Raw genomic sequence first — 23,693 nt, 5'->3', positions numbered from 1 at the left:
AAGCTGCTAATAAGGACTGCATGACCGATATCGCGCGCCTGATCGAGCTGATCGAACCGGAGGCAAATGCCCTGGGGTTCGAACTCGTGCGGGTGCAGATGATGCAATCCGAAGCCGGCGACGGCGGCGAGGCGCTTCAGATTATGGCTGAAGACCCGGCAACCGGGCAATTGATCATCGAGCAATGCGCCGCCTTGTCGCGCCGTGTTTCGGAAATGATCGATGCGCGCGAGGAAGCGGGCGAGGTCCTGGTCGAAGGGGCCTATCATCTCGAAGTGTCGTCGCCCGGCATTGACCGTCCGCTAACCCGCGAAAAGGACTTCGCCATCTGGGCCGGACACGATGCGCGCATCGTGATGCGCAAGGGATTTGACGGCCAGCGCACCTACAAGGGCGAACTGGGCGGGATCACAGGCGGCATGGTGACGATCACCGATGCCAAGGCGGGCGAAGTCACGCTTCCTCGCGATGAAATTCACAGCGCCAAGCTCGTCCTGACGGACGCGCTTATCGCTGCTACCAGACCCATCGACACCACTGGTGCCGAGGATATTGTCGAAGAAACAGAAGAAAAGGCAGACGACTGATGGCCAGTGCCATTTCCGCCAACAAGGCTGAACTGCTCGCGATTGCGAACGCCGTTGCATCGGAAAAGATGATCGACAAGTCGATCGTCATCGAAGCGATGGAAGAAGCGATCCAGAAATCGGCGCGCAACCGCTATGGTGCCGAAAACGATATCCGCGCCAAGCTGGACCCGCAGACCGGCGATCTGACGCTGTGGCGTGTGGTCGAGGTGGTCGAGGAAGTGGACGACTACTTCAAGCAGGTCGATCTCAAGCAGGCCGAGAAGCTTCAGCCGGGCGCTGCCGTCGGCGATTTCATCGTCGATCCGCTGCCGCCGGTCGATCTGGGCCGTATCGACGCACAGTCGGCCAAGCAGGTGATCTTCCAGAAGGTCCGCGATGCCGAGCGTGAGCGCCAGTACGAGGAATTCAAGGATCGCGCGGGCGAAATCATCACCGGCGTGATCAAGTCGGTCGAATTCGGCCATGTGATCGTCAACCTTGGCCGCGCCGAAGGCGTTATCCGCCGCGACCAGCAGATCCCGCGCGAAGCTGCCCGTGTCGGCGAGCGCGTGCGCGCGCTGATCACCAAGGTCGAACGCAACAACCGTGGGCCGCAGATCTTCCTGTCCCGTGCGCATCCCGACTTCATGAAGAAGCTGTTCGCGCAGGAAGTGCCCGAAATCTACGACGGCATCATCGAGATCAAGGCCGCCGCCCGCGATCCGGGCAGCCGCGCCAAGATCGGCGTGATCAGCCGGGATTCGAGCATCGACCCGGTCGGCGCATGCGTCGGCATGAAGGGCAGCCGCGTGCAGGCTGTCGTGCAGGAACTGCAGGGCGAAAAGATCGACATCATTCCGTGGTCAGAAGACACCGCGACTTTTGTCGTCAACGCGTTGCAGCCGGCAACCGTTGCGCGCGTGGTGCTGGACGAGGAAGACGGCCGCATCGAAGTCGTCGTGCCTGACGATCAGCTTTCGCTCGCCATCGGGCGTCGCGGCCAGAACGTGCGTCTGGCCAGCCAGCTGACCGGCCACCAGATCGACATCATGACCGAGGAAGAAGCTTCGGAGAAGCGTTCGAAGGAATTCGCCGAACGCTCCAAGATGTTCGAGGAAGAGCTCGACGTCGACGAAACGCTGTCGCAGCTGCTTGTGGCTGAAGGTTTCGCGATGCTCGAAGAAGTCGCCTATGTCGAAATGGCCGAACTGGCCGCGATCGAAGGCTTTGACGAAGAGCTCGCCGAAGAACTTCAAAGCCGCGCGATCGAGGCGATCGAGCGTCAGGAAGAAGCGCACCGCCAGGTTCGTCGCGAACTGGGCGTCGAAGACGCGCTGGCCGAAATGCCGCACCTGACCGAAGCGATGCTGGTCACGCTCGGCAAGGCGGGGATCAAGACGCTCGACGATCTGGCCGATTTGGCCACCGACGAACTGATCGCCAAGAAGCGCGAAGCACCACGTCGCCGTGGCAATGCCGACGGTCCGCCGCAGCGTCGTTCGCAGCGTGAAGGCGACAAGGGCGGCGTGCTGGGCGAATACGGCCTCAGTGAAGAGCAGGGCAACGAGATCATCATGGCTGCCCGCGCACACTGGTTCGAAGACGAAGAGCCCGCTCAGGAAACTTCCGGTTCGCCGGAAAGTCAGGAGGCCGCCGATGCGGACTCCACCCAATGAGCGCGTAGGTTCAGACATCGCTGAAAACGCGGACTCCCCCGTTTCGGGGAGCGAGCGCCGCTGCCTGCTTTCGGGCGAGGTTGGTCCGCGCGATCAGATGATCCGGCTGGCCGTTTCGCCCGCGGGCGAAGTGCTGCCCGATCCCGCTGGCAAGGCACCGGGCCGGGGCGCTTGGATCATGCCTGATCGCGCCGCGCTTGAAACCGCGATAGCCGATGGCCATTTCAAGCGGGCGTTGATGCGTGCATTCAAGGGTGGGCCGGCCAAGGGTGACGGAGCGGGCGGCTCGCTTTCCTACAGCGACGATTTGCCGCAAGCGATCGAAATGGCGCTGACTCGCAATCTGCTCGATCGGCTGGGGCTGGAACTGCGCGGTGGCAACATCGTGCTGGGTTCGTCCCGCATCGCCGAACAGGCCCGCTCGGGCAGGATCACGCTGCTGCTCCACGCAAGCGACAGCAGCGAAGATGGGCGCAAGAAGCTTGATCAGGCATGGCGGGTCGGGCTGGACGCCGAAGGATCGGGATTGCGCGGAACCGTCTTGCCTCTGGACCGCGATGCGCTGTCTGTGGCATTGGGCCGCGAAAATGTCGTCCATCTGGGCGTTTCGGGTGTGAAGGACGGGCGCGATGACGCGTCGCGTGCTTCGATCCGGGTAGGGCAGGCGGCCACGCGCCTGTCGCGTTTCGTGGGGAGCGATCCCCCATGACCGGCGGCCACTGACCAACCAGCATATGCGCAGGGCTTCCTGCGCGTGACGATAGAAGATTTTGAAGGACAAACGAGCAAGCATGAGCGACGACACAGAAAAGCGCACCCGTAAACCGCTGGGCCTGAAGAGGGCGGTCGATGCTGGTGAGGTCAAGCAGACCTTCAGCCATGGCCGCACCAACAAGGTTGCGGTCGAGGTGAAGCGGCGCCGCAAGCTCGTAAAGCCGGGCGAAACGCCCGCGCCCGAGGCTGCGCCTGCACCCACTCCGGCCCCTGCGCCCGAACCGGCACCGGAACCTGTTGCCAAGAAGCCGGCTCCGGCCAAGGCACCTGTGCGGGCACCCGCCGGTGAAACCCCTCAGGAACGCGTCGCGCGGCTGCAGCGTGAGGCCGAGGAAGAGCGCCTGCGGCTCGCCGAGGAAGCGCGCAAGCGTGACGAAGAACGCGCCCGCAAGGAGGCCGAGGAGGCCAAGCGCCGCGAAGAGGACAATCGCAAGGCCCGCGAAGAAGCTGAAAAGCGCGCGGCCGAAGAAGCCAAGGCCGCAGCCGAAGCTCCTGCGGAAGAGCCCGCACCGCAAGATGAGCCGGACAGCTCCGGCGGCGACGGCCCTGCGCCCGCTCCGCGCAAGTTCACCCCGGTTGCCCGGCCTGAACCCAAGCGCCCGGAAAAGAAGAAGAAGGACGACAAGCGCGCGCCCAAGGAAGAAACCGGCGGCGGCAAGGACAAGCGCCGTTCGGGCAAGCTGACCGTCACCAAGGCGCTGAACGAGGACGAAGGCCGCCGTGCGCGCAGCCTCGCCGCACTGAAGCGTGCGCGCGAGAAAGAACGGCGGATGCAGGGCGGTGGTTCGTCCAAGCCGCGTGAAAAGCAGGTGCGCGACGTTGTCGTGCCCGAAGCGATCACCGTGGGCGAACTGGCCAAGCGGATGGGCGAAAAGGGCGCCGATCTGGTGAAGGAACTGTTCAACCTCGACATGATGGTCACCGTCAACCAGACGATCGATCAGGACACGGCGGAACTGCTGGTCGAACAATTCGGCCACAACATCACCAAGGTTTCCGAAAGCGATGTCGACATCCAGACCGAAGAGGATGTCGATCCCGAAGAAACCCTGCGTCCGCGCCCGCCGGTCGTCACGATCATGGGCCATGTCGATCACGGCAAGACCTCGCTGCTCGACGCATTGCGCGGCACCAATGTGACCAAGGGCGAAGCCGGCGGTATCACCCAGCACATCGGCAGCTATCAGGTCACAACGAAGGACAAGCAGAAGATCACCTTCCTCGACACGCCGGGCCACGCTGCATTCACCGAAATGCGCGCGCGCGGTGCGAACGTGACCGATATCGTGGTGCTTGTGGTGGCTGCTGACGACGGCATCATGCCGCAGACGATCGAGGCCATCAATCACACCAAGGCCGCAGGCGTCCCGATGATCGTGGCGATCAACAAGATGGACAAGCCGGAGGCCGATCCGGCCAATGTGCGCAACCGTCTTCTCGAACACGAAGTGATCGTGGAACAGATGTCGGGCGATGTGCAGGATGTCGAGATTTCGGCCAAGACCGGCCAGGGCCTCGACAAGCTGCTCGAAGCGATCTCGCTCCAGGCCGAACTGCTCGAACTTAAGGCGCGCCCGGATCGCGATGCCGAAGCAACCGTGATCGAAGCGCAGCTCGACAAGGGCCGTGGCCCAGTCGCGACGGTGCTGGTCACGCGCGGCACGCTGAAGCGCGGCGATACCTTTGTGGTCGGCACCCAATCGGGCCGCGTCCGCGCCATCGTCGATGACAGCGGCAAGCAGATCAAGGAAGCCGGGCCGTCGATGCCGGTCGAGGTTCTGGGCCTTGGCGGCGTGCCGTCAGCCGGGGATCAGCTGACCGTGGTCGAAAACGAACAGCGCGCCCGCGAAGTCGCTGCGTTCCGCCAGCAGAAGGCGACCGAGAAGCGCACCGCGCTTGCACCCACCAGCTTCGACACGATGTTCAGCAATCTGAAGTCGAACGTGATCGAATGGCCTGTGGTGGTGAAGGCCGACGTCCAAGGTTCGGTCGAAGCCATCGTCAACGCGCTGCACAACATCTCGACTGACGAGATCAAGGTGCGCGTGCTGAATGCCGGTGTCGGCGCGATTACCGAAACCGACGTGAACCTTGCCGCGGCATCGAACGCACCGATCATCGGCTTCAACGTGCGTCCCAATGCCAAGGCGCGCGATTTGGTGAAGCGCGATAACGTTCGGATGATGTATTACGATGTCATCTATCACCTCACCGAAGAGGTGGCGAAGGAGATGGCGGGCGAGCTTGGTCCGGAGCGGATCGAGACGGTTGTTGGCCGTGCCGAAGTCAAGCAGGTCTTCCCCGCTGGCAAGAAGGACAAGGCAGCCGGTCTGCTGGTGCTCGACGGGGTCATCCGCAAAGGGCTCCACGCGCGTCTCACCCGCGACGATGTCATCGTGTCGGCCACCACCATCGCTTCGCTGCGGCGGTTCAAGGACGACGTGGACGAAGTCCGCGCGGGCCTGGAATGCGGTGTGGTTCTGGAAGACACCAACGACATCAAGGCAGGCGACAACCTCGAAATCTTCGAAGTCGAACTGCGTGAGCGGACGCTGGAGGTAGGTTGAATTCTGGCCCAGTCCCGGTCGGCGGGGGCTTTGATCGACAGATCGAGGTCTGGCGGGTTCGATTCCCGCCCTTCGGGTCCCCAAACTGACTGGTGATCATGGCTGACATGGCTGCATATTTCCCCGATGACGCGAGCGGTTCGCCCCACACGGCGCTACTCGGTTCGCAATTCGTCTCGTTTGATGAAGCCACGCAAACCGCGACCATGCGTTTCACCGTCAAGCGCGAGATGTGCACCTGGCGGGGCGGGGTGCAGGGTGGCCTGATCGCGGGTTATCTCGACGATGTGATGGGCTATGCCTTTGTCGCCGCCACCGGGGGCGAGATGGCACCGCTCAATCTCGAAATCTCGATGACGCTGATCCGCCTGATCCCTGAAGGGGCGACCGTGATCGGCAAGGGCCGGGTGGTGAAGGCCGGTCGCCGGGTCGTATTCCTCGAAGGCGAATTGCTGGCAGAGGATGGCACGGTTTACGCCCGCTCAACCTCAACCGCGATCCCCACTCCGCGTCCGTCGCCGACTGAAACGGGGATGAGCTGAAGCCGGCAAGGCCGAAATGAAAAGGGCAGGCGATGGTCTGCCCATCGCCTGCCGCTCCATTTGGTTTCCGACAATTTGCGTCAGATTAGCCGGTTGCACCGTCGCGGGCTGCCGGGGCCGCAGTGTTGACCTTGCCTGCCTTGGCTGCAGGAACGCGGCGTTCGCGCTCTTCCTGATCGTCGCGGGCGATCTGTGAAGCATCACGATCACCTTTGGTTTCGCCCTTGGCTGCGGCCAGGTTCTGGGCGTGGCGCTCAGCGGTGCCGGGGGTGGTGTGGCGCTGCGCAGCTGCCATCGAAGGGGCGATGAGAGCTGCCGCAACAAGGATGGAAGTGAAGGTTTTCATAGGGATCACCATCTGGTTGCATTGGTAACTAGGAGATGGAGTATCTATGCAATTGCGACTTAATGTCAAGGATGTGCAGGGCGGATTGGCAAGAAGCTCGCAAGCCTGATAGGGGCGGGCAAAGAGGTTTGAACGACATGGCAAAGCGACAAGAATTCACCGCAGAACAGGCATCGGTTCGCGTTCTCAAAGTGGGTGAACGGGTGCGCCATATCCTGTCCGAATTGCTCGCGCGGCAGGAAGTTCACGACGAGGTGGTGAGCGCGTCGAACATCTCCGTCACCGAGGTGCGGATGACGCCCGATTTGCGGCATGCGACGGCCTATGTGAAGCCGCTCTTGGGGGCGGGGGATGATGAGGTCGTCCATGCCCTGCGGCAGAACACCGCCTTTCTTCAGCGGGAAGTGGCCAAGCGTCTCGGCCTGAAATTCGCGCCCAAGCTGAAGTTCCGCAAGGATGAAAGCTTTGCCGAAGCGGACCGGATCGAGGCACTGCTGCGTGATCCCAAGGTGGCCCGCGATCTTGGCGACGACGAAGAAGAATAATTCCCCGTCAGGTCAGGCTCAACGCGGCACCATGCGCGCCCGCAGCTTGATATCGACATTGTTGCCGACGATCAGCTGATAGCTTTTCATGCCGTAGTTGCGCCGGTCGATCTCCATCTCTCCGGTAAAGGTGATGGCAACCCCGCTGGCCTTGGTCGGATCGGTTTCGAACTCGACGTTCAGCGTTTCGGGCCGGGTCACGCCGCGCGCGGTCAATTCGCCCCGGACGGTGCCCTTCGTCGCCGAAGTCATCCGCAGCGACCTTCCGACGAACCGGATCGTGGGATAGCGTTCAACCCAGAAAAACCGCTCGCCACGAAGGCGCCGCAGCGTGGTTTCATCGGGTGCCTCGATTGCCACGGCATCGAAAGTCACGTCGATCACTGCGCGTTCGGGAGCGCCGGGGACGATGCTGACAGCGCCCTGCATCCGGGGAAAGCGTGCCGTCTTGCTGGCGAGGCCGAAGAACGGCACCCGAGCCGACACATTGCTGGCGCTCGCGTCGAGCCGGTAGTTGATCGTTGCCGCGCTTTGTGCAGGGGCCGGAGCGGTCGCCGAAGCGGTTGATTGCGCAGTCGTACCCACCGGCAGCGAAACCGCCAGAATGGACAGCAGTATCGGGCGCAACCAGCGTTTCATTGGCACTCCTTACCACATACAACCTTTATCCGGCACAACAGGTTTCCGGATTTCTGCAATCTCCCGTCGAACGGTTCAGTTTGCGGGCTGGATCGCGGGCGGGGCGGTTGCTGTCGGCACCTCCATGAACACGCTCGCCCCCGGCCCCAGCGGCAGGTCGAGCACGACCCAGCCGATGGTGAGCGCCAAGCCGGAAACCAGCAGGCCGATCGAGAACGGCAGCATCACCGCCGCCAGCGAACCGAGGCCGAAATCCTTGTCCCAGCGCTGGCAGAAGATCAGGATCAGCGGGAAATACACCATCAGCGGGGTGATGATGTTGGTCGCCCCATCGCCCACGCGATAGGCCGCCGTCGCCATTTCAGGCGAAATGCCGAGCAACATCAGCATCGGCACCATCACTGGCGAAATCAGCGCCCATTTCGCGCTGGCCGATCCGACAAACAGGTTGAGCAGCGCGGAGACGAGGATGATCGAAGCCAGCAGCGCCCATGCGGGCATATTGGTGCTGCCAAGGAAATCCGCGCCATTCACCGCAAGGATCAAGCCCAGTTCCGACCATGCGAACATCGCCACGAAATGCGCCGCGGCAAAGGCAAGCACGAGGTAATAGGCGAGATCCTCCATCGCGCCCGACATCATCTTCACCAGATCGCGGTGATCGCCGATGGTCCCGGCGCCTTTGCCATAGGCCCAGCCTGCCAGCAGAAAGAGCACGAAGAAGCCCGCGACAAGGCTCTGGTAAAACGGCGTCAGACGCGCGCTTTCCAGTTCCGCCTCTTCATTGATAAGCGGCGTGCCCGGTCCCCAGGTCATGAAGATCCACAGTGCGACCACGAACACCACAGCCAGCCCGGCATAGCCAAGGCCGCGCTTTTCGGCGTCACTCAAGGGGCGATCGCCGTCTTCGTCGCTGGCCATGTTTCCGGCCCGCTCAGGATTCCATTTGCCCAGCTTGGGTTCGATGATCTTGTCGGTCACGAACCAGATCACCGGCAGGAAGACGAAGGTCATTCCGGCGATGAAATACCAGTTGCCCGCGATATTGGCGGTGAAATCGCCGAACACGGTCTCCACCGCCGCTTCGGTGATGCCGAACAGCAGCGCATCAAGCTGGCCGGGCAGCAAATTGGCCGAAAACCCGCCGGAAACCCCCGCAAAGGCCGCTGCAATCCCGGCAATCGGGTGGCGACCGGCGGCGTGGAAGATGATACCTGCCAGCGGGATCAGCACCACATAGGCCGCATCGGCCGCAAGGTTGCCCATCATCCCCACCAGCACGATGATCGGGGTGAGCAGGGCCTTTGGCGCATCGCGCACACCGGCGCGCATTGCAGTTCCGAACAGGCCGGAACGCTCCGCCACGCCTGCGCCCAGCATCACCACCAGAACATAGCCGAGCGGGTGGAAATGGGTGAAGGTCTTGGGCATTTCGACCCAGAGCTTCTGGATGTTTTCGGGCGACAGCAGGCTCTTCGCGGCAATCACTTTTGCCGCGCCGGTATCGGGATCGATCTCGGTCGGGTGGAGCGCCGAAAGCCCGGCCACGTCCGCAATCACCGAAATCGCAACCAGAATGAAGATCAGCCAGAAAAACAGGAATACCGGATCAGGCAGTTTGTTTCCGTGGCGTTCAATCCAGCCGAGAAAACCGGTCATGCCTTCGTTCGATTTGGTCGCGTCTGCGGCCGATGCCATATGTCTGATCCCCGATTGCTCAAATCAATAATGCGAATGGCTAGCATCGCGCAGCTTGCCTGTCACACCGATTAATCAACAGGCATCTGGCGCGTTTCATCCGGGGCCGTTAGGCATCGCGGATGGCCAAGCTGTATTTCTATTTTTCCAGCATGAACGCGGGCAAATCGACCACCATGCTGCAAGCCGATTTCAACTATCGCGAGCGTGGCATGGCGACGATGCTATGGACGGCAGAGCTCGACACCCGTTCGCAGGGAATGGTGCGCAGCCGGATCGGGCTGGAGGCGGGGGCGCATCTCTATCGCCCGGATACCGATCTGCTCGCAGAAATCAGCGCGGCCAAGGCGCAGGGGCCGCTCGATTGCGTGCTGTTGGATGAAGCGCAGTTCCTCACCCCCGATCAGGTGTGGCAACTGGCCGCGGTTGCCGATGAATTGGGTGTTCCTGTGCTGTGTTATGGCCTGCGCACCGATTTCCAGGGCGCGCTGTTCCCCGGATCGGCGGTGCTGCTTGGAATTGCTGATACGCTCGTCGAGTTGAAGGCGGTATGCCACTGCGGGCGCAAGGCGACGATGAACCTGCGCGTGACCGAGGATGGAAGTGCGGTGAAGCAGGGCGCGCAGACCGAAATCGGCGGCAATGATCGCTATGTCGCGCTCTGCCGCAAGCATTTCAGCGCGGCATTGAAGGCGTGACACTGGTTTAGCGCCCCGGCGCTTCCTATCTGCAACCGCATATGACCGACACCGCGCTGCTCATCATCCTGCTGATCCCGTGCCTGATCGTGGCCATCGTGTTTCACGAGGTCGCTCACGGGATGATGGCAAAGGCGCTGGGCGATCCCACCGCCAGCGAGCGCGGGCGGCTGACGCTGAACCCGCTGCGCCATGTCGATCCGGTAGGAACCCTGCTGGTTCCGGGCGTGCTGTTGCTGGCAGGAGCGCCCGCTTTCGGCTGGGCCAAGCCGGTGCCGGTGAATAAGTATCGGCTGAACAATCCGCGTTTCGGCATGATGGCGGTGGCAGCGGCGGGGCCGGGGATCAATTTCATCCTTGCGGGGCTGGGCGCGGTGCTGATCGGCGTGCTGAGCATCTTTGCGGGTGAAAGCATCCTTGCCGATGACAACACCGTCGGTGTGGCGCTGACGATGTTCCTCTTGATCAACATCTTCCTTGGCCTGTTCAACCTGTTGCCGATCCCGCCGTTTGACGGGTCGCACATCGTCGGAGGGCTGTTGCCGGCGCGGCTGCGGTTCCAGTGGGAACGATTGCAGCGATACGGGATCGTGCTGATCTTCGCGGTGATCGGATACAGCTGGATGTTCGGAACCGGCTGGCTTGAGGTGACGGTGCTGCCGGTGCTGGAATGGGCCATGCGATTTTATGTCGGCATCGCCGACGCGATCGCCTCGCCCTTCATCAGGGGCTAGTCCGCGCGATCAAACCAGTCCGCGATGCGCGCCTGTTCCTCATCGGTCAGGTGCAGATACAGCTTTGATCGGCGCTTGAGCACGTCTTCTGCCGTCCGGGCGAATTCCTGCGCTGCGAGATATTCCAGCTCCGCCGCATAGACATCGCCGCCCAGATGCGCGCCGAGATCGTTTGTCCCTTGCGCCCCGTTCAGAATGGCGTTCATCCTTGTGCCATAGGCGCGGGCGAGCCGCTGGACCGTCTTTTCTGGAAGCCACTTGTATGCCGCGCATTGCCGGGTCACGAAATCATCGAAGCCGTCCGGGGCTATATCGCCGCCGGGGAGAGGCTGGTCCGCAGTCCACGAGGAATCCGCCAAGCCAAGCTTTTCAAGCGCATGCTCGGCAAGCTTGCGATAGGTCGTGAGCTTGCCGCCAAAGATTGAGAGGATTGGCGGGCCGTCCCGATCCAGTTCGAACTGGTAATCGCGGGTTACTGTGGAGTTCGATGCTGCCTTGTCTTCGTACAGGGGACGCACCCCGGCGTAGCTGGCAACGGCCTGATCGGGAGACACGTCCACCCGGAGGTATTCGTTCACCGCATCGCAGATATAGCGCGCCTCCGCCTCGGAAATGTCGATCCCCGCAGGATCGCCTTCGAACAGCACATCGGTGGTGCCAACCAGTGTGAATTCATGCTCGTAAGGTATTGCAAAGATGATGCGATTGTCGCGGTTCTGGAAGATGTAGCAGCGATCATGATCGAACAATCGCGGGAAGATCAGGTGGCTGCCTTTGACCAGCCGCAGGTTCTCATGTCGTTCATCCGGCAAGGCGCGGCCCAGCACGGTATCGACCCACGGCCCGGCGGCGTTGATCACTGTGTTGGCGGTGATCTGCCATTCTCCGTCATCGCCCCGGAGACTTGCGGTCCAATGATCGACTGAGCGATCCAGCCTGACGCATTCGGTGCGAGTGAGGATGTCCGCCCCGCGCTCCTTAGCATCCATGCAGTTGAGCACGACGAGACGCGAATCCTCGACCCAGCAGTCCGAATATTCGAACCCGGTTACAAGCCGGTCTTCCAGCACTTGCGCATGCGGGGCCGCACGCAGGTCCACCGTCTCGGTCGGCGGCAGGAATTTGCGACCGCCGATATGGTCATAGAGGAACAGGCCAAGCCGCAGCATCCACTTGGGTCGTAGCCCCTTGTCATGCGGCAGGACGAAGCGCAGCGGCCAGATGATGTGCGGCGCGATGCCGAGCAGCCGCTCGCGCTCGATCAGGCTTTCGCGCACCAGACGGAATTCATAATGTTCCAGATACCGCAGCCCGCCATGCACCAGCTTGGTCGAGGCGCTGGAGGTGGCGCTGGCGAGATCGTCTTTCTCGACAAGGCAGACCGACAGGCCGCGCCCCGCCGCATCGCGAGCGATCCCGGCGCCATTGATGCCGCCGCCGATGATGAGCAGATCGTAGTGCTTTTGCATTGCAGCATAAGCAATTGGCGAAAGCGCGCCGGTTTGGCTAGGGGGCAGGGGATATGAGCGACAAGAAACCCGCCCCGAACGGATGGATCATCCTCGACAAGCCGCGCGGCCTCGGTTCGACACAGGCCGTCGGCGCGGTCAAGCGGGTCTTGCGCGAAGGCGGCTATGCCAAGGCCAAAGTCGGCCATGGCGGCACTCTCGACCCGCTGGCCGAAGGGGTGCTGCCGATTGCGCTGGGCGAGGCGACAAAGCTGGCGGGCAGGATGCTCGATGCGAGCAAGATTTACGAGTTCACCATCGCTTTCGGGGTGGAAACCGACACGCTCGACACCGAAGGCGAAAGTGTCGCAACGAGCGATGTGCGCCCATCATTGCCACAGATCGAGGCGATCCTGCCTGACTTCACCGGGCCGATCGATCAGGTTCCGCCGGCCTATTCGGCGCTGAAAGTCGACGGGAAGCGCGCCTATGATCTGGCGCGGGCAGGGGAGCCCGTTGAGCTGGAAACCCGTGCCGTGACGATCCATTCGCTCACTATCGCGGATGGCCCGCACGCACGGGATGAAATCACCCTGACGGCGCTTGTTTCGAAGGGCACTTATATCCGCAGCCTCGCCCGCGATATCGCGCATGCCCTTGGAACCTGCGGACACGTCACCTATCTCAGGCGCATCAAAGCCGGCCCCTTCACCGAAGCGGTCGCGATTTCGCTGGACAAGTTGAACGAAATCGCTAATGGCGCGCAACTATCTGACCTACTCCTGCCGTTGGAGGCAGGGCTGGACGACATCCCGGCCCTTTCCCTCTCCCAGACAGACGCGCAGGCGGTCCGCCAGGGCCGGGTCTTGTCTGGATTGCCCCAATCATCCGGGCTTTACTTCGCGAAACTGGGCAATGTCCCGGTCGCGCTGGTCGAGATCATGGATGGGACGGCCAAGGTCGTCAGGGGTTTCAACCTTCCCGATGTCGCAGAGTAAGAGAGAAAAGACATGTCGGTTACCGCCGAAAAGAAGCAAGAGATCATCAAGGACAACGCCCGCATCGAAGGCGATACGGGTAGCCCGGAAGTTCAGGTCGCGATCCTCACTGAGCGCATCCGCAACCTCACCGAGCACTTCAAGTCCAACCACAAGGACAACCATTCGCGTCGCGGCCTGCTGATGATGGTCAACAAGCGTCGCAATCTGCTCGCATACCTCAAGAAGAAGGATGTGGAGCGGTACAACGCCCTGATCCAGAAGCTGGGTCTGCGTAAGTGATGGAATACTTCGGCCCGCTTCGGCGGGCCGTTTAGTATTCGTCATCCCGGACTTGATCCGGGATCTCAGGCCTCTGGCAATGTGCTATGAGGCTTGAGATCCCAGCTTTCGCTGGGATGACGAATAAAGATCGGCATCCTTCGCAATTCGGTGAAGGGGCCTAGGGGCACAATGGCCCCGCACCGGACCGGGACGGTAGACCCGGAAATTGCAGGCCCCGCCCGGCAATGTGGCCGCGCGGGTTCAGAAGGAATATTCATGTTCGACACGAAAACCGTATCGCTGGAGTGGGGCGGAAAGACCCTCACTCTGGAAACCGGCCGTATTGCCCGTCAGGCTGACGGCGCGGTCCTCGCCACTTATGGCGAAACTGTTGTTCTTTGCGCGGTCACCGCTGCAAAGAGCGTGAAGGACGGGCAGGACTTTTTCCCGCTCACCGTCCACTATCAGGAAAAATTCTCCGCAGCCGGCCGTATTCCGGGTGGCTTCTTCAAGCGCGAACGCGGCGCGACCGAAAAGGAAACGCTCACCAGCCGCCTGATCGACCGCCCGATCCGTCCGCTGTTCCCCGAAGGTTTCTATAACGAAATCAACGTTATCTGTCAGGTCCTGTCGTTTGACGGCGAAACCGAAGCCGATATCGTTGCGATGGTTGCGGCTTCTGCCGCGCTGACCATTTCGGGCGTTCCCTTCATGGGCCCGATCGGCGCTGCCCGCGTCGGCTTCATCGATGGCGAATACGTCCTTAACCCGAAGCAGGACAAGGCTCTCGAAGAAGGCCGCCTCGATCTCGTCGTTGCCGCAACGCATGACGCGGTGATGATGGTCGAATCCGAAGCCAAGGAACTGACCGAGGAAGAAATGCTCGGCGCTGTGATGTTCGCGCATGACGAATGCCGCAAGGTTGTCGGTGCGATCATCGAACTCGCCGAACAGGCTGCCAAGGATCCGTGGGAAATCGACACTTCGGATGACAAGTCCGCGATGAAGGCCGAACTGATGGGCCTGATCGGTGACGATATTGCCGCCGCTTACAAGCTGACCGACAAATCGGCCCGCGCCAACGCTCTCAACGAAGCGCGTGCCAAGGCAAAGGCGCATTACGCCGAGGCCGACGGCCAGACCGCGATGGTCGCGAACAAGCTGGTCAAGAAGATCGAAGCCGACATCGTGCGCACCGCCATCCTCAAGGACGGCCAGCGCATCGACGGACGCAAGCTCGATCAGGTCCGCCCGATCGAAAGCATCGTCGGCTTCCTGCCGCGCGCACACGGTTCGGCGCTGTTCACCCGTGGTGAAACGCAGGCGATCTGCACCACCACGCTGGGCACCAAGGACGCTGAGCAGATGATCGACGGGCTTGAAGGCCTGTCGTATTCGAACTTCATGCTTCACTACAACTTCCCGCCCTATTCGGTCGGTGAAGTGGGCCGCTTTGGCGCGCCGGGCCGTCGTGAAATCGGCCACGGCAAGCTGGCATGGCGCGCGCTGCACCCGGTGCTGCCGAACCATGAAGACTTCCCCTACACGATCCGCATCCTGTCGGACATCACCGAATCCAACGGCTCGTCCTCGATGGCGACCGTGTGCGGTGGCTGTCTGTCTATGATGGACGCAGGCGTTCCGATTGAGCGTCCGGTTTCCGGCATCGCTATGGGCCTGATCCTTGAAGGCGATGAATTTGCCGTCCTGTCGGACATCCTCGGTGACGAAGATCACCTTGGCGACATGGACTTCAAGGTCGCCGGTACCGAAAACGGCATCACCACGATGCAGATGGACATCAAGGTTGCCGGCATCACCAAGGAAATCATGGCGAAGGCGCTGGAGCAGGCAAAGGCCGGCCGTGCGCACATCCTTGGCGAAATGGCCAAGGCGCTGACCGGTGCCCGCACCGAGGTTTCCAAGCATGCTCCGCGCATCGAGACGATCCAGATCGACAAGTCGAAGATCCGCGACGTCATCGGCACGGGCGGCAAGGTGATCCGCGAGATCGTCGCCGAAACCGGCGCCAAGGTGGACATCGACGACGAAGGCGTGATCAAGATCTCGTCTTCGAACCTTGACGAGATCGAAGCCGCGAAGAACTGGATCCTCGGCATCGTCGAAGAGCCGGAAGTCGGCAAGATCTACAACGGCAAGGTCGTCAACATCGTCGATTTCGGCGCATTCGTGAACTTCATGGGCGGCAAGGACGGTCTGGTCCACGTGTCGGAAATGAAGAACGAGCGCGTGGAGAAGCCGACCGATGTCGTCTCCGAAGGCATGGAAGTGAAGGTCAAGGTGCTCGAGATCGACAACCGCGGCAAGGTCCGCCTGTCGATGCGTGTGGTTGACCAGGAAACCGGTGAAGAGCTGGAGGACACCCGTCCGCCGCGCGAACCGCGTGGTGACAAGCCGCGCGGCGATCGTGGCGATCGCGGTGGCCGTGGCGGCGATCGCCGTGGCCCGCGTGGTGGCGGCCGTGGTCGCGGTGGCAATCGCGATGGCGGCAATGACGGCCCCGCAGCGATGCCCGACTTCCTGAAGGACTAATCCTTCCTTCGTAATGGAACACAGCAGGCCGCCTGGAGCGATCCGGGCGGCCTGATTGTTTGGAGAACCCGCCATGCTTCCCCGCGAAACCATCGCCACAGCGCAGATCCCTCAAGGAGAGGAACTGACCCTCGTCAGCCACGGCAGCGATTTCATCATCATGCTGGGCCGGGATGAGCTGATGGGCACGCGCATGCGCTTTTCCGAGGAGCAGCTGGCGCATCTGACGCTTGCCCGGCTGTCTAAGCCCGCGCCGCGCATCCTGATCGGCGGTTATGGCATGGGCTTTACCTATCGTGCGGCGCTGGAACGACTGCCTGAACGCGGTCAGGTCATCGTCGCGGAAATCGTGCCGGAAATTCTCGATTGGGCGAAGGGGCCGCTGGCGCATCTGACCGGCGACACTCTCGACGATCCCAAGGGCGAAATCATCCTGTGCGATGTCGCGGCGCTGATCGACGATGCCAATGACGGCACCTGCGACAAATTCGACGCGATCCTGCTTGATGTCGACAATGGCCCCGATGGCGTGGTGCGCGATGCCAACGACAGGCTCTATACCCGCACCGGTCTTGCCAAGGCGCGCGAAGCGTTGAAGCCGGGTGGGATCCTTGCGATCTGGTCAGCCGCGCCCGATCACAAATTCACCCGCCGCGTAAAGGAGGCGGGCTTTGACGTGGACGTGCAGGAAGTGCGGGCGCGCCCCAACAACAAGGGGCCGCGTCACACCATCTGGTTCGCGGCAAAATCCGCCTAGAAATCGTAGATCAGCGTGATGCGGCTTAGAGTGTCGGTCTGCACTGCACCCGGCGGCGGGTTGCTGTCGTATTCGATCGCATAGGACAGCCGCGCCGAAAGGCTGCTGTTGATCTTGGCGTTCAGCCCGGTGACGAGATCGAGGCTGGTGTTGCTCGAATCGATGATGACTGTCGCCGACCCGCCGGTTTCGGCGACAGCATTGGTGTCATGCGTCAGCTTGAGCCGATCGGTGATGCTCCAGTCGAAATCGACCCCCACCAGTCCGGCGATCCGGCTTTCGCTGCGACCGTCGACGAATTCGGTGACGCGGTACGCGGGGCCGGCTTTCACCGAAAGCTGGATGTCCTCTTCGTCCAGCACCTGATAGCCGATGCCGCCTGAAACCGCATATCGGCCCGAGAACCCCTGAAACCGGTCGCGCTCATATTGCGCCAGTGCATAGACGTAGAAATCGTCGGAGATATTGATGTTGGGTTCGTAGCGGGCGAGGAATTGCTCGCGCGTGGTCACCCCGTTGGCACGCTGGTAATCGACCCGCGCGGTCAGATTGTGACGCCAGTTGATCCCGTCGCGCTGAACCGTCAGCCCGGCGGTGACCCCTGTGTTGGAGGAGTTTCCGGTCGCCTGAAATGCACCGAATTCTCCTTTGCCGGACCAGTTTTCGAACAGTCCGGCGGTCCTGATTTCCTGTTGCTTTGCCTGTTCTTCGGCGGCCTTTGCTGCGGCCAGCTCCGCCAGGACAAAGGCGCGGATCGTCTCGAGCTCCACCGCGTCGTCGGGGTTGGTCGTCAGCGCAAGGTCGATCACCGTTCGCACCTTTGCTTCGTCGCCGGTGGCGACAGCCGCGTCGATCAGGTCGCGAACCGGATCGGGCAGGGCGGCGTTGGCTGCCGAGGGCAATGATGCGAGAAGGCTGGCCGCGAAAGCGGCTCCCAGAAACTTCGATTTATGCAATTTCAGCTCCCGATTACACGAGGCGCTCCAAGGTAATCGCGCTTGCCCAGCGCGACGCCTTTCATCCGCAGGATGTCATAGAATGTGGAGGCATGAAAAAAACAGGTTGGGCTGCGTGAAGCTGAGCAGGAAGTTCTGTCCGGTCATTTCCATCAGACGTTGGCCACCCAGTTCGAACCCGACTGTCTGTGGGGCGAGCTCCTCAAGCGTATCCGGTGTGATGGCGTCGAGTTGGGTGAGCGCATCATCAATCTGGTCGCGCATCGCATCCCAATCATCCGGAATATCGGTAAAGTCCGGTGTGAATACACCTGTCTTGAAGCGATTGATTGCATAGCCGGAATGCACCCAGCATGATCGCACATGCCAAGGAAGCGGCCACATATCGTCCGCCAGCCTCGCTTCGATCAGCTCGCTGTCAGCCACGCCATTTTCGGCGCAATGCCGTTCAGCCTTGTCCACCAGACCTCGCACTGCGCGCAGGATCTGTTGTGCGGTCGGAACAAAGGCGTCGTGCAGAGTGATGGGCATAAACTGGCTCCGTCAATGTGAAAGGCCCGGAAGCTGGTCGCATCCGGGCCTGAATGTCTCGTGATGTTCAGCGGACGCGCGGCCCGCCGAACGGCAGCGGCGGCGGGGGACGGCGCGCGCCTCGCGGAAGCTGTGCCTGATAGGCCCGGCCGCAATGCTCGACACAATAGGGGAAGCCGGGGTTCACCGTTTCTCCGCAGAAATGGAAATCGGGTTCGCCCGGATGGCCCATCGGCCAGCGGCACACCTTGTCCGACAGATCGAGCAGGCTTGTCTTGTCGGCGATTTCCGGACTTGGCTTGGCCGGAACCAGCCGCCGCGGCGGAGCAGGGGGAATCGGTGCCTGCTGGTCGCCCGGACCTTGGCGCAGGAACCCGCCGGGGCCGACCGAAACGATCTTTGGAAGATCGGGCGTGGGGTTGGGCATGGGCTGCGAATTGCCGTCCTTCGCCGGTGCCGCGTCCGCCTTGCCCACAGGTGCTTCCGGCGCGCTTTCGTTTTCGGCAGCAGCAGGCTTTGGCGCCGGCTTGGGCGCGGGTGGTGCAGCTTTCTTCGCAGCGGGCGCAGGCTTGGCCGCCGGTTTCTTCGCCGGCTTCTTCTTGTCGTTCGCCTTGACCGGGGAAGGGCGCGATTTCAGGCCCAGCCGGTGAGCTTTGCCGATCACCGCGTTGCGGCTGACTCCGCCCAGTTCCTCGGCGATCTGGCTAGCGGTTGCGCCGCCTTCCCACATCTTCTTGAGCGTAGCGATCCGCTCATCAGTCCAACTCATGTTAATCCGTTCTCCGTTCGGCCAACGACCGTCTGCCTCAAGATAGGCAGCTTGTCACATCATGCCAGAGGGCTTACGCGCCCAATCATGGCAGAAGAGATTTCAGCAAACCCTGTTCCCATACAGAAAGACACCGGGGGGAACACCCGTTTTTCCCCGCGCGGACAGCCAATCATCACCGGCGTCAACCGCATCGGGTTGTTCGCCCTCTATATGAAGGAGGTGCGGCGGTTTCTCAAGGTGCAGACGCAGACGATCTGGGCACCGGCAGTAACGACGCTTCTGTTTCTGGTCATCTTCACTGTCGCGCTGGGCCGTGAAGGGCGCGAAGTGCTGGGCGTCCCGTTCGCCAGCTTTGTCGCGCCGGGCCTGATCGTAATGGGAATGATGCAGAATGCCTTTGCCAATTCGTCCTTTTCGCTGCTTTCGGGAAAGATTCAGGGGACGATCATCGACTTGCTCATGCCGCCGCTGTCGTCGGGCGAATTGATGGCAGGCATTGTCGCTGCAGCCGTGACCCGCGCCATCGCCGTGGGCTGCACCGTGGGGCTGGCCATGGCTTTGTGGCCGGGCGTCAGCCTCGCAATCGAACATCTCTGGGCGATCATCTGGTTTGGACTGATGGGATCAATCCTGTTGGCATTGCTCGGCCTTGCGACATCGGTGTGGTCGGAGAAGTTCGATCATAACGCGGCGATCACCAATTTCGTCATCGCCCCGCTGTCGCTGCTGTCCGGCACGTTTTACGTGATCGAAAACCTCGCGCCGGCGTTTCAGGCGGTGAGCCGTGCCAATCCGTTCTTCTATGTGATTTCGGGCTTTCGCTATGGCTTCCTTGGCGAAAGCGACATCGGATCGCACAGTGACGTTGTGATCGCCGCAGCAGGACTGGGCGCGCTCAATGTTGTGATCGCAATTGCCGTATACGCGGTGCTTAAATCGGGATGGAAGCTGAAAAGCTAATCGCGCTGGCTCAATTCGAGCACCGCCGCATAGGCGCCTCGAATGTCGTCAACCCGGCCAAGGGTCATCTCGGTGGTACGGCGACCATTTACGCCCATGATCGCCCCGGACAGTGCGATTTCGACAGATCCTGTGCCATCGCCGCTTTCCCTTCGCACGATATCGCCAATCCGGCTGGCCGGAATCGATTTGACCGTCAGATCGCGGCCCATTTCCAGTTGCAGCACACGCTGGTTGGTCACCGCGAACAGGATTCTCCCACGCTGGAAATAGGGCACGAAAGGCATTGCCAGCATGCCGAGCCCGATCAGGATGAAGGGAGTGCCGAACAGCGGGAAAGCCCAACCGAGGATCCCGACGGAATCGTCCGTGGCGACTGTCGCCAGCGATGCCATCGCGGTCCAGAACAGTGAGAATGCCGTCCAGGGAATCGCAAACAGCCAGATGCCAAACCCTTTCGGCTCAATCCGGGCCAGCTTCATTCCCTGCCAGGCGACTTCCTCGCCATCGCGCATTTCATGTGTCAGCGCGAGTTCAAGGCGCTGGCGGACGGAGCCATGGGTGAATTGCGGATTGCTGGACATGGATTGCGCTCCCCCAAGCGCAGTTCGCTTGACCTAGTGCGTCAACGACCGGCGCATGCGATAGCGCCCGTCCCTGAATTGCTCGAACAGCTGGGCCACTCTGGGATGATCCACCGGCCCACCGCTCGCATCAGCGATCAGATTGCCCTGACTGACATAGGCGACGTAGCTCGAATCGTCGTTTTCCGCGAGCAGGTGGTAAAACGGCTGATCGCGCGGCGGGCGGATTTCCTCCGGGATCGACTGATACCATTCCTCGCTATTGGCGAAGACCGGGTCGATATCGAAGACCACACCGCGGAAATCGAAATATTTGTGCCGCACGACATCACCAATCCCGAAGCGGCTCCGCGAGAGGCGGGGTGCGTTGATGGTGCGTCCTGCTTGATTGGAGAAAAAGTGAGCGCGTTCCATACGTCGAAATATGGACGTGCTGGCCGCCAAAACAAGGGAATTGGCATGCAGGCTGCGAGATATGCACGCATTTTGTCCCAAGAGAGGTCTTGGCAAGCGCCGGGCACTAGGCTAACGGGCGCGCTCGCAATCCGACCGGGGTGGCCTTGCTACCCGCTATTGCGCTTCATCTACGCGGAGAGGTGGCAGAGAGGTCGAATGCGCCGCACTCGAAATGCGGTATACGGGTAACCGTATCGAGGGTTCGAATCCCTCCCTCTCCGCCATGATTTTTAGATCGCCGCCGGACAATGCGCGTCCAGATACTCCTGATGTGTGGGAAGGCCGTCTACCGCGCGTTCGATCAGCTTGCGGACGTTGGTCAGAAATTCCTCGGACTGCTGGCCGGTCAATCCGGTTGCCATGGGATCGTGGCCTTGCGGCATGACACCCTGGCCCAGCATTACCTGCACCCAGCTTGCCTCGCGGAATAGATCGTCGGCATCGCGGCCGACCCGCCCTGTCGAGGCGAACAGCGCAAGTTTGTGCGTCAGGCTGTCTGGTACTGCCATGTTGCGGCAATAGCGCCAGAATTCGGAATCCTTGCGTGCAGTCTGGTGGTAATGCAGGATCAGGAAGTCGCGGATCTGCTCGAACTCGGCGGCGCAGCGGCGGTTGTATTCATCGCGTTCCGCCGCCGCATTGCCGGTGCCGGGGAATAGTTGCAGCAGGCGGCTGACGTGCGATTGGATCAAGTGGATGCTGGTCGATTCCAACGGCTCCAGAAAGCCGCTCGACAAACCGATGGCTGCGCAATTGTGCGACCAGAACTGCTCCCGCCGGCCAGTCGTAAACCGGATCGGGCGCGGATCGGCGATGGCAGGGGTGTCGAGCCCGTCGAGCAAGACCCGCGCCGCTTCGTCATCGGAAATGAAGTCGCTGCAATAGACATGGCCATTGCCGGTGCGATGTTGCAACGGGATGCGCCATTGCCAACCTGCGTCTTTCGCTGTTGCCCTTGTATAAGGCACCAGCGTTTCCAGTCGCTCGCTCGGCACAGCCTGTGCCGAGTTGCACGGGAGCCAGTGCGACCAGTCCTGATAACCGACGCCCAGTTCCTGGCCGATCAGCAAGCCGCGAAAGCCGGTGCAATCGATGAAGAAGTCGCCTGAGACTTCGCGCCCACCATCAAGAATGATCTTGGTGATGTCTCCACTTTCACCATCGCGCATGACCGCACTGACCATGCCTTCTGTTCGCTTGACGCCCAGCTTTTCGGAATATGCCCTCAGGTACGCTGCATAAAGGCTGGCATCGAAATGATAGGCATAGGCGAGGCCCGTCATGGCGGTGTTGCCGACCCTGTCTAACTTGCCGAACTTCGCATGATCCGCAGCCAGTTGATGAAGCGAATAATGCCAGAGGCTCTTGTCATGCCCTGCCTGCGCGGCGCGAAGCCAGTGCTGGTGAAACGGCGCGCCGGCCAGCGACATGCCTGCATCACCAAAGGTGTGAAGATATCGGGTCCCCTTGCTCCCCCAGTCGACGAATTCGATGCCCAGCTTGAAAGTGCCGTTGGTGCGGCGCACGAAATCATGTTCGTCGAGACCGAGGATCGTATTGAGCCTGATGATCTGCGGGATCGTCGCCTCTCCGACACCGACGGTTCCGATTGCGTCGGATTCGACCAACTCGATTGTCAGGCTCTTGCCCAGCAGCCGGGCGAACGCAGCCGCCGAGATCCACCCTGCGGTGCCGCCGCCGACGATGACTAGCTTTTGTACTGCCTTGTGGGTCACTTCTGTCACTTTCAGCTCAGTTTGCGGGGCGGAAGAATGCGTTGATCGTCAGTCGCCCCTTGGCGGGGTCGGGTGAAAGCTGAGCCGGATTGTGGATCAGCCCGGAATGCAGCAGATTCCCGCGGTAGAATACTGCCTGATTGAAGGTACCGTCGCTGGAGTATTCCAGATCGAAGAAGGGGGCGCCGTCCGTGACATAAGCGGCAGCGGGTAGGCCATGTTCCCTGACGTCCTGTTCCAGCGCGGCACTGTATTGCGGATATGTCGCGCCATTCAGCGCGGACAGCCCGCTGCGACGATGCCGGAAGAAGCCGGTGCCGCCCTGATCGGTGTGGTGGAGGTAGAGCATCATTGCCAGCTGATCTGGATCGGTGCCGTCGACATGCGGGAACCGCTGCATTGGAATAAGTGCCGCAGGGGGCGTTGTGACCAGCGAATACCATGCCTGAATCTCCCAGCCGTTTACGCTCTTGCCGAAGGCTTCGTCGAGCATTGGTGAGAGCGCCGAGAGCCATTGCAGCGAAACTGATTGCGGAAGTGGCGCGCGAATGCCGGGATACTGTGGTGTGATCTTTGCAAAATTTTGCAAAGAAGCATTCGAAATTGCTGTTTCAGGAGCGACCATGAGGTCGTCGATCTGCACAAGAGTATGATTTTCATGGCCAAAAACCTTGAGATTCCTGCGCTGAAGGGAAATTGACCAGTTTTCCATGCCGTGACCTGTCGCTTTGTTCGATCTGTTGTTGCTTACAAGGCTATCAAAGGCGCAGAGGTCTGCCAAATCAATCCGATTAGATAATTGAAAAATAGAGATTAAAAGTCCCATTCTCGGGAAAGATGAATGCCATACCCAGCGCCTTGGGCCCGCTTTCCGATTGCCGCGAGCGAGA

The 23,693-nt window shown here is 61.3% G+C and carries 24 protein-coding genes, 1 tRNA gene and 1 pseudogene; 14 read left to right on the top strand and 12 right to left on the bottom strand.

Annotated elements, in window-relative coordinates:
• Positions 1–20: 20 nt before the first annotated feature.
• From rimP to AABA34_RS13610, 5 genes are all read left to right on the top strand, one after another.
• The gene (gene rimP / locus AABA34_RS13630; RefSeq protein WP_338303055.1) at positions 21–587 is read left to right on the top strand and encodes a ribosome maturation protein RimP; all 567 of its coding nucleotides are present in this window, start codon (positions 21–23) and stop codon (positions 585–587) included.
• Complete coding sequence (gene nusA / locus AABA34_RS13625) at positions 587–2,245, top strand: transcription termination factor NusA (protein ID WP_338303054.1); 1,659 nt, start codon at positions 587–589, stop codon at positions 2,243–2,245. Before rimP ends, nusA begins: the two co-directional genes overlap by 1 nt.
• Entirely contained in the window at positions 2,226–2,954 is a 729-nt protein-coding gene (locus AABA34_RS13620; RefSeq protein WP_338303053.1) for a DUF448 domain-containing protein, read from the top strand. Before nusA ends, AABA34_RS13620 begins: the two co-directional genes overlap by 20 nt.
• An 82-nt stretch (positions 2,955–3,036) precedes the next feature.
• Positions 3,037–5,586: a translation initiation factor IF-2 gene (infB, locus tag AABA34_RS13615; protein ID WP_338303052.1), complete on the top strand. Its 2,550-nt coding sequence runs from the start codon at positions 3,037–3,039 to the stop codon at positions 5,584–5,586.
• Between the two features lie 107 nt (positions 5,587–5,693).
• Complete coding sequence (locus AABA34_RS13610) at positions 5,694–6,128, top strand: PaaI family thioesterase (RefSeq protein WP_338303051.1); 435 nt, start codon at positions 5,694–5,696, stop codon at positions 6,126–6,128.
• An 85-nt stretch (positions 6,129–6,213) separates the two neighbouring features.
• Here the strand turns inward: AABA34_RS13610 and AABA34_RS13605 are convergent, their stop codons facing one another.
• Positions 6,214–6,474, bottom strand: a complete 261-nt coding sequence (locus tag AABA34_RS13605) for a hypothetical protein (RefSeq protein WP_338303050.1) — start codon at positions 6,472–6,474, stop codon at positions 6,214–6,216.
• Between the two features lie 137 nt (positions 6,475–6,611).
• On the opposite strand from AABA34_RS13605, the gene rbfA reads away from it, so the two are divergent.
• Positions 6,612–7,019, top strand: coding sequence for a 30S ribosome-binding factor RbfA (gene rbfA, locus AABA34_RS13600; protein ID WP_338303049.1), 408 nt, complete (start codon positions 6,612–6,614; stop codon positions 7,017–7,019).
• Positions 7,020–7,037: 18 nt separating this feature from the next.
• Here rbfA and AABA34_RS13595 read toward each other — a convergent pair whose 3' ends face one another.
• On the bottom strand, positions 7,038–7,658 hold the full coding sequence (locus AABA34_RS13595; RefSeq protein WP_338303048.1) for a YceI family protein: 621 nt from the start codon (positions 7,656–7,658) through the stop codon (positions 7,038–7,040).
• 75 nt (positions 7,659–7,733) lie between these two features.
• Positions 7,734–9,356 carry an AbgT family transporter gene (locus tag AABA34_RS13590; protein ID WP_338303047.1) on the bottom strand — a complete coding sequence of 541 codons (1,623 nt, stop codon included), beginning with the start codon at positions 9,354–9,356 and terminating at the stop codon, positions 7,734–7,736.
• 122 nt (positions 9,357–9,478) lie between these two features.
• Here AABA34_RS13590 and AABA34_RS13585 point away from each other — a divergent pair, with 122 nt between their 5' ends.
• The gene (locus tag AABA34_RS13585) at positions 9,479–10,054 is read left to right on the top strand and encodes a thymidine kinase (RefSeq protein WP_338303046.1); all 576 of its coding nucleotides are present in this window, start codon (positions 9,479–9,481) and stop codon (positions 10,052–10,054) included.
• 41 nt (positions 10,055–10,095) lie between these two features.
• On the top strand, positions 10,096–10,788 hold the full coding sequence (locus AABA34_RS13580) for a site-2 protease family protein (protein WP_338303045.1): 693 nt from the start codon (positions 10,096–10,098) through the stop codon (positions 10,786–10,788).
• Here AABA34_RS13580 and glpD read toward each other — a convergent pair.
• The gene (glpD, locus tag AABA34_RS13575; RefSeq protein WP_338303044.1) at positions 10,785–12,257 is read right to left on the bottom strand and encodes a glycerol-3-phosphate dehydrogenase; all 1,473 of its coding nucleotides are present in this window, start codon (positions 12,255–12,257) and stop codon (positions 10,785–10,787) included. The two genes, AABA34_RS13580 and glpD, sit on opposite strands and share 4 nt — an antisense overlap.
• 53 nt (positions 12,258–12,310) lie before the next feature.
• Here glpD and truB point away from each other — a divergent pair, with 53 nt between their 5' ends.
• The 4 genes from truB to AABA34_RS13555 all read left to right on the top strand — a co-directional run bounded on the left by truB (position 12,311) and on the right by AABA34_RS13555 (position 16,808).
• On the top strand, positions 12,311–13,234 hold the full coding sequence (gene truB / locus AABA34_RS13570) for a tRNA pseudouridine(55) synthase TruB (protein ID WP_338303043.1): 924 nt from the start codon (positions 12,311–12,313) through the stop codon (positions 13,232–13,234).
• 12 nt (positions 13,235–13,246) lie between these two features.
• Positions 13,247–13,516 (top strand): 30S ribosomal protein S15, encoded by a 270-nt coding sequence (rpsO, locus tag AABA34_RS13565; protein WP_034955041.1) that lies wholly within the window; start codon positions 13,247–13,249, stop codon positions 13,514–13,516.
• Between the two features lie 258 nt (positions 13,517–13,774).
• Positions 13,775–16,051 (top strand): polyribonucleotide nucleotidyltransferase, encoded by a 2,277-nt coding sequence (gene pnp / locus AABA34_RS13560; protein WP_338303042.1) that lies wholly within the window; start codon positions 13,775–13,777, stop codon positions 16,049–16,051.
• 73 nt (positions 16,052–16,124) lie between these two features.
• Positions 16,125–16,808 carry a spermidine synthase gene (locus AABA34_RS13555; protein ID WP_338303041.1) on the top strand — a complete coding sequence of 228 codons (684 nt, stop codon included), beginning with the start codon at positions 16,125–16,127 and terminating at the stop codon, positions 16,806–16,808.
• Here the strand turns inward: AABA34_RS13555 and AABA34_RS13550 are convergent.
• The 4 genes and pseudogenes from AABA34_RS13550 to AABA34_RS13540 form a co-directional block, all read right to left on the bottom strand.
• Positions 16,805–17,764, bottom strand: a complete 960-nt coding sequence (locus AABA34_RS13550) for a DUF481 domain-containing protein (protein ID WP_338303040.1) — start codon at positions 17,762–17,764, stop codon at positions 16,805–16,807. The genes AABA34_RS13555 and AABA34_RS13550 overlap by 4 nt on opposite strands.
• Positions 17,765–17,766: 2 nt before the next feature.
• Positions 17,767–17,841: pseudogene (locus AABA34_RS16435) on the bottom strand (hypothetical protein); the annotation flags it as partial.
• Positions 17,840–18,295 carry a DUF1993 domain-containing protein gene (locus tag AABA34_RS13545; protein ID WP_338303039.1) on the bottom strand — a complete coding sequence of 152 codons (456 nt, stop codon included), beginning with the start codon at positions 18,293–18,295 and terminating at the stop codon, positions 17,840–17,842. The gene AABA34_RS13545 and the pseudogene AABA34_RS16435, both read right to left, overlap by 2 nt.
• Positions 18,296–18,362: 67 nt before the next feature.
• Entirely contained in the window at positions 18,363–19,064 is a 702-nt protein-coding gene (locus tag AABA34_RS13540) for a GcrA family cell cycle regulator (protein ID WP_338303038.1), read from the bottom strand.
• 87 nt (positions 19,065–19,151) lie between these two features.
• Here AABA34_RS13540 and AABA34_RS13535 point away from each other — a divergent pair, with 87 nt between their 5' ends.
• Entirely contained in the window at positions 19,152–20,027 is an 876-nt protein-coding gene (locus AABA34_RS13535) for an ABC transporter permease (protein WP_338303037.1), read from the top strand.
• Here the strand turns inward: AABA34_RS13535 and AABA34_RS13530 are convergent.
• Entirely contained in the window at positions 20,024–20,611 is a 588-nt protein-coding gene (locus AABA34_RS13530; RefSeq protein WP_338303036.1) for a hypothetical protein, read from the bottom strand. The two genes, AABA34_RS13535 and AABA34_RS13530, sit on opposite strands and share 4 nt — an antisense overlap.
• A 33-nt stretch (positions 20,612–20,644) precedes the next feature.
• Positions 20,645–21,025: a heat shock protein HspQ gene (hspQ, locus tag AABA34_RS13525; protein WP_252258323.1), complete on the bottom strand. Its 381-nt coding sequence runs from the start codon at positions 21,023–21,025 to the stop codon at positions 20,645–20,647.
• A 176-nt stretch (positions 21,026–21,201) separates the two neighbouring features.
• Between hspQ and AABA34_RS13520 the strand changes: the two genes are divergently transcribed.
• Positions 21,202–21,291, top strand: a tRNA-Ser gene (locus AABA34_RS13520).
• Between the two features lie 6 nt (positions 21,292–21,297).
• Here AABA34_RS13520 and AABA34_RS13515 read toward each other — a convergent pair.
• Both AABA34_RS13515 and AABA34_RS13510 read right to left on the bottom strand, forming a co-directional pair.
• Entirely contained in the window at positions 21,298–22,803 is a 1,506-nt protein-coding gene (locus tag AABA34_RS13515; protein WP_338303035.1) for a tryptophan halogenase family protein, read from the bottom strand.
• A gap of 16 nt (positions 22,804–22,819) precedes the next feature.
• Positions 22,820–23,515, bottom strand: coding sequence for a DUF6445 family protein (locus tag AABA34_RS13510; protein WP_338303034.1), 696 nt, complete (start codon positions 23,513–23,515; stop codon positions 22,820–22,822).
• Positions 23,516–23,693: the final 178 nt, after the last annotated feature.

The organism is Erythrobacter sp. Dej080120_24 (assembly GCF_036322605.1).
Classification (GTDB): Bacteria; Pseudomonadota; Alphaproteobacteria; order Sphingomonadales; family Sphingomonadaceae; genus Erythrobacter; species Erythrobacter aurantius.
Note: the sequence above shows the minus strand (reverse complement) of the source record. Positions and strands in the feature narration are given on the sequence as shown.

Excerpts from the sequence above, each read along its gene's own strand:
- rimP (WP_338303055.1), top strand. The coding sequence starts at position 21 with ATGACCGATATCGCGCGCCTGATCGAGCTGATCGAACCGGAGGCAAAT.
- nusA (WP_338303054.1), top strand. The coding sequence starts at position 587 with ATGGCCAGTGCCATTTCCGCCAACAAGGCTGAACTGCTCGCGATTGCG.
- AABA34_RS13620 (WP_338303053.1), top strand. The coding sequence starts at position 2,226 with ATGCGGACTCCACCCAATGAGCGCGTAGGTTCAGACATCGCTGAAAAC.
- infB (WP_338303052.1), top strand. The coding sequence starts at position 3,037 with ATGAGCGACGACACAGAAAAGCGCACCCGTAAACCGCTGGGCCTGAAG.
- AABA34_RS13610 (WP_338303051.1), top strand. The coding sequence starts at position 5,694 with ATGGCTGCATATTTCCCCGATGACGCGAGCGGTTCGCCCCACACGGCG.
- AABA34_RS13605 (WP_338303050.1), bottom strand. The coding sequence starts at position 6,474 with ATGAAAACCTTCACTTCCATCCTTGTTGCGGCAGCTCTCATCGCCCCT.
- rbfA (WP_338303049.1), top strand. The coding sequence starts at position 6,612 with ATGGCAAAGCGACAAGAATTCACCGCAGAACAGGCATCGGTTCGCGTT.
- AABA34_RS13595 (WP_338303048.1), bottom strand. The coding sequence starts at position 7,658 with ATGAAACGCTGGTTGCGCCCGATACTGCTGTCCATTCTGGCGGTTTCG.
- AABA34_RS13590 (WP_338303047.1), bottom strand. The coding sequence starts at position 9,356 with ATGGCATCGGCCGCAGACGCGACCAAATCGAACGAAGGCATGACCGGT.
- AABA34_RS13585 (WP_338303046.1), top strand. The coding sequence starts at position 9,479 with ATGGCCAAGCTGTATTTCTATTTTTCCAGCATGAACGCGGGCAAATCG.
- AABA34_RS13580 (WP_338303045.1), top strand. The coding sequence starts at position 10,096 with ATGACCGACACCGCGCTGCTCATCATCCTGCTGATCCCGTGCCTGATC.
- glpD (WP_338303044.1), bottom strand. The coding sequence starts at position 12,257 with ATGCAAAAGCACTACGATCTGCTCATCATCGGCGGCGGCATCAATGGC.
- truB (WP_338303043.1), top strand. The coding sequence starts at position 12,311 with ATGAGCGACAAGAAACCCGCCCCGAACGGATGGATCATCCTCGACAAG.
- rpsO (WP_034955041.1), top strand. The coding sequence starts at position 13,247 with ATGTCGGTTACCGCCGAAAAGAAGCAAGAGATCATCAAGGACAACGCC.
- pnp (WP_338303042.1), top strand. The coding sequence starts at position 13,775 with ATGTTCGACACGAAAACCGTATCGCTGGAGTGGGGCGGAAAGACCCTC.
- AABA34_RS13555 (WP_338303041.1), top strand. The coding sequence starts at position 16,125 with ATGCTTCCCCGCGAAACCATCGCCACAGCGCAGATCCCTCAAGGAGAG.
- AABA34_RS13545 (WP_338303039.1), bottom strand. The coding sequence starts at position 18,295 with ATGCCCATCACTCTGCACGACGCCTTTGTTCCGACCGCACAACAGATC.
- AABA34_RS13540 (WP_338303038.1), bottom strand. The coding sequence starts at position 19,064 with ATGAGTTGGACTGATGAGCGGATCGCTACGCTCAAGAAGATGTGGGAA.
- AABA34_RS13535 (WP_338303037.1), top strand. The coding sequence starts at position 19,152 with ATGGCAGAAGAGATTTCAGCAAACCCTGTTCCCATACAGAAAGACACC.
- AABA34_RS13530 (WP_338303036.1), bottom strand. The coding sequence starts at position 20,611 with ATGTCCAGCAATCCGCAATTCACCCATGGCTCCGTCCGCCAGCGCCTT.
- hspQ (WP_252258323.1), bottom strand. The coding sequence starts at position 21,025 with ATGGAACGCGCTCACTTTTTCTCCAATCAAGCAGGACGCACCATCAAC.
- AABA34_RS13510 (WP_338303034.1), bottom strand. The coding sequence starts at position 23,515 with ATGGAAAACTGGTCAATTTCCCTTCAGCGCAGGAATCTCAAGGTTTTT.